3 protein-coding genes are annotated in these 4,191 nt (G+C 56.5%); 1 reads left to right on the top strand and 2 read right to left on the bottom strand.

All coding sequences use genetic code 11. The features are described from left to right. Positions 1-252: 252 nt before the first annotated feature. Both RMSM_RS03585 and RMSM_RS03580 read right to left on the bottom strand, forming a co-directional pair. Complete coding sequence (locus tag RMSM_RS03585) at positions 253-1,686, bottom strand: trypsin-like peptidase domain-containing protein (protein WP_144057348.1); 1,434 nt, start codon at positions 1,684-1,686, stop codon at positions 253-255. 450 nt (positions 1,687-2,136) lie between these two features. Next, positions 2,137-2,610 carry a hypothetical protein gene (locus RMSM_RS03580; protein WP_040763941.1) on the bottom strand — a complete coding sequence of 158 codons (474 nt, stop codon included), beginning with the start codon at positions 2,608-2,610 and terminating at the stop codon, positions 2,137-2,139. Positions 2,611-3,003: 393 nt separating this feature from the next. Between RMSM_RS03580 and RMSM_RS03570 the strand changes: the two genes are divergently transcribed. Continuing rightward, positions 3,004-4,179 (top strand): lactonase family protein, encoded by a 1,176-nt coding sequence (locus RMSM_RS03570; protein ID WP_236621993.1) that lies wholly within the window; start codon positions 3,004-3,006, stop codon positions 4,177-4,179. The last annotated feature ends 12 nt before the right edge of the window (positions 4,180-4,191 follow it).

Raw genomic sequence — 4,191 nt, 5'->3', positions numbered from 1 at the left:
TTGAAGCGGGTAAAAACGTTCGATTTCGACTGGGCGGCTCGCGCCGCTCCGCTACCCCGACCAGCCAACGACAACCGCGGATGCCACTTGTCGCTAAAAATAGCTACGACAAAAGCCCGACGCACGCGTCCCAGCTGGGTCGGCAAACTTGAATCGCGATGCGGGTCACTAAGCTCAAGTTTGCCCCGGGACGTTCACGTCGGGCTCTTCGCATCAAAAACGATACGAATGATTCTCTTTTGGGATCAAACGCTAACGGCGAGCCGAGCTGTCCGCTTGAGCTGCGATTTGCAAGTGTCCGAACAATGTTTGTTCACGACGTACGATGTAGAACTTTGCCTTAGGGCCGCGTTGCATGTCGGGATGCTCGAGGATGCCAGCCAAGTCGGCCATGTTCGAAGTCTGCCAACCGTGGATGCCCAACAAGACATCACCGGTGGTGATTCCTTGTTGATCGGCGGGCGATCCGGGGCGAACACCTGCAATGTACAAACCGCCGCGGTACTTCGTTCGCATCCGTGTGTTCAGCCGGCGAATCGTCGATTCGGCAACCGGACGTACTTGGATTCCGATTCGCGACCACGCCATTTCCTCGACGGTCGAGCCGGCTGACGCAGGCGGTTGCTCGGTACGCATCGCCAAATCGATTTGACGCCCACCTCGCTCGACTGCAAATTCCAGCTGCTCTCCGGGGCTGACGTTCAGCATCGCCAAAGCAAAATCAAGTCGGTCATCCACCGGCTGGGAACCAACGCGGACCACGCGGTCACCCGGCTTCAGCCCATCCCGTGCGGCGGGGCTGCTAGCGGAGACATTGGCAACAGTCACGCCGTCGCCGTCGCGGGGTCCGCCGTTTGTTCGCAGACCTGTCAATAAACGCTTTTCATTATGCTCGTCGATCATCTCGGTGACGATATCAACCACTTGATCCATCGGGATTGCAAATGCGATCTGCTGAGCACCGACACGAACGGCGACGTTGACGCCGATCATCTCGCCGTCAATGTTCAACAGCGGGCCACCGGAGTTTCCAGGGTTGATCCCGGCACTGATTTGAATCAAATCGTGGTACTCTTGTGACTCGTTCACAGGCACATCGCGATGCAACGCACTGACAATACCTTGCGTACTGGTGTGCACGTATCCGAATGCATTGCCGATCGCAATCACACTCTCGCCGACCATCAAATCGCTGCTAGTGCCCCGTGGGATCGTTGGTAATGGACGATCCACGTTGACTTTGATCAAAGCCAAATCGTTGCGGACACGAGCTGCGATCAACTCGGCCGTCGTCGTCTGGCCATCGTCAAGTGTGACCAAGATGTCGTCGACATCTTCGACCACGTGAAAGTTGGTGATCACGTAACCGCGTGGATCGATGACCACCCCGGTTCCCATCCCGTTTACCTGACGGAACGAATCGGGACCATTGGCCCCGGCCATACCGGCGGCCGTTGCCCGCACCGTCTTTTGACCGTGAATATTCACCACGGCCGGGGCGGCGCGGCGAATCGCCAGAACCGTTGGCGTTTGACGCGTACTGGAAACCTGCGAGCGGTTGCTGCTTTTGTCCGAATCACTCGGCGTTTGAGCTGGCAGCGACAGCGTCGAAGTTGCCAGCGAAAAGGCAAAGCTGGCAAACATCAAGCGGCCGACAGCCGGACAACGTAGGGTTGTTGGTAGCATATATCCCTAGACCCGAATCTTTCGGATGCACAATCATCAGCGGACTCCACAACGCCCGCTGCCCAAACACCGGCATCACCGGCATGGCTGTTTGCATCGGAACAATCGGCTCATTCGCTTGATGCGTTTTAAAGGCACGCCGCAAGGTTTACCAGGCTTAACATCCTGAGTACGAAACGGGATCTTCGGTGATCCGAAGTCAGGAAAGAGTGAGCGATTCTGGGCAGAAAACTCGACTTTTTCGAGCGTTCGTAGCCATTTGGCGGGCTCCGTCCCTCTCCAAAAGTCGCAGTCACATTGGGGACGGCTAGGCTCTGGCTGAAAACGAAGAAACGGGTCGCGCAGCGACGCCTTCACGTCCCTTCTGCCCCGGTGCGCAGCGGATAGCGAGGGTAGGCAGCAAATAGCGGGGGCAGAAGGAAAGGATGAGGGGTGGTTTTCCGACAGAGCCTAGTGCGGAGTGCCCCCAAAGACAGGGCGAGTGGGAATCGAATGGAATCGTGGCCAAGGGATTTCGGGGGCTTTGATCGAGCCGTCTTGCTGGACCGACGAGTCGAACGAGTCGACCTCCAGAGCACCGCCGTCAATACACCCCTGTTCGATCGGAAATCCCGACGCGTCCAGCGGTCCGCTGTGCCCGGGAATGCCTTGGTCGTAACCAGGATCAAAATGAGGATCAAACTCGTCCGAGCCTGCGAACACGGCGGTCGATTCGATCCCCACCGGATCCGAGAAAGCATGGTGCAACTTGGTGGCGATACGTTTGGAACGATTGTGTTTCCAATCGCCCAGCATGCCGCCGCCGTCTTCGGGATCCGCCAAACGCTCGCTGGGGATATTCAGTGCGACACAGCCAGCTTGGAACGAGAGCATTCCGAGGCCGAGCACGAGACAGAGTGTTTTTGTGGAAGCGAATCGCAACATGACAAACTCGCGATCGTTTGCGTTGCGAATCAGCCTGCGCCCCTTGCATCGAACCGCAGAAGGATTGGGTTTGTGGAGATCCCAACGCCTCACGATTTCGCAAGAAGGCAAATACGAGCTAAAAACGCTGCAAGGAATCGCGTTATTTCGAGGAATCCCCCCTCGAATCTTCAACCTAGCTTTATCATTGATCGGCCCCGACAAGGTCGATCTTTAATGAAAACCGAAAAACCGCAAAGGTCATCGCAGCTTGCCTAGACTGAGCTTGCCTAGACTGGCGGTGTGGACGTCCCTAAGGGCGAACAAGTTGGTTAGATTAGTGGCTGCTGAGGCAGACACCTCGTCTGTCGACTGCCCTCCCACCCCCACCCGATTCCCCAGGAAACTAACATCGTGACGCGTCGCGCATCCTTATTAACTCTGTTGTTTGGCTTCTTCATCGCAGGACAAATCATGAGTTCCCAAACGCCCTCCAATGCGGCCCAACCTGGCGACAATGCTGTCATTAGCGTTTGGATCGGCACTAGCAATGCCAAACCTAGCAAGGGCATCTATCACTGCACTCTGAATACTCAGACCGGCAAACTTTCGGATCCGACGTTGGCGACAGAAATGGGCGGCCCCGGCTTCCTTGCCATGCATCCCAATGGTTCGGTGTTGTACGCCGTCGGCGATGTTGGCGGCACCGCGTCGGTCGCTGCTTTTAAGATCGATGGCAGCGGCAAAGCGGCGAAGTTGACGCTGCTGAACTCGGTTGCCATCGATGACGGCGGCGCCGCTCATGTCGCGGTCGATTCGCAAGGAAAGATGCTGTTGACGGCGCAATACGGCAGCGGATCGGTTGCTGCATTTTCACTCAGCGACGATGGATCGATCGACAAACGCACCTCGCTGATGAAACACGAAGGAGGATCACGCATCGTTCCGAAACGTCAAGAAGCACCGCACGCCCATTGGGCTGGTTTCTCGCCCGATCAGCGATTTGCCTTTGTTCCCGATCTCGGATTGGACAAGGTGATGATTTACAAAGTCGACACCGACACGGCCACGCTGAAGCCGCATGGTTTTGGCCAAGCTCCTCTGGGTGGCGGGCCACGACACATGAAATTCCATCCCAATGGTAAATGGATCTTCTTGCTAAACGAACTCGATCTCAGCGTCACGGTGTTCGATTACGATGCCGAGAACGGAACGATGACGCCCAAGCAAACGATTCCGACCGTTTCCAAATCCGAGTTGGCAAAAGAGCTTTTCAAGAGTGCTTCGGAAATTCGCGTCCATCCCAATGGCAACTTTGTCTACAGCGCCAACCGTGGGCACGACACCATCACTGTGTTCAAGGTAAATTCCGAAAGCGGGGAATTGTCGGTGATCGAACGGGAACCGATTCGTGGAGCCACGCCTCGCAATTTCAACCTCGACCCCAGCGGCCGATGGTTGTTGGCGGCCGGCCAAAACTCGCACACGCTGGCCTCGTTCGCGGTCGATCCACAAACAGGCGAATTGACGTACAACCAGAACGTAGTGCATGCCCCTTCGGCGATCTGTGTGTTGATGCAGCACGAATAAGCCGCCGGCGGC

The sequence above is a fragment of the Rhodopirellula maiorica SM1 genome (assembly GCF_000346295.1).
Lineage (GTDB): Bacteria > Planctomycetota > Planctomycetia > Pirellulales > Pirellulaceae > Novipirellula > Novipirellula maiorica.
Note: the sequence above shows the minus strand (reverse complement) of the source record. Positions and strands in the feature narration are given on the sequence as shown.

What these genes read in the sequence shown, in the direction of transcription:
- RMSM_RS03585 (WP_144057348.1), bottom strand. Translation starts at nt 1,686, where the DNA reads ATGCTACCAACAACCCTACGTTGTCCGGCTGTCGGCCGCTTGATGTTT.
- RMSM_RS03580 (WP_040763941.1), bottom strand. Translation starts at nt 2,610, where the DNA reads ATGTTGCGATTCGCTTCCACAAAAACACTCTGTCTCGTGCTCGGCCTC.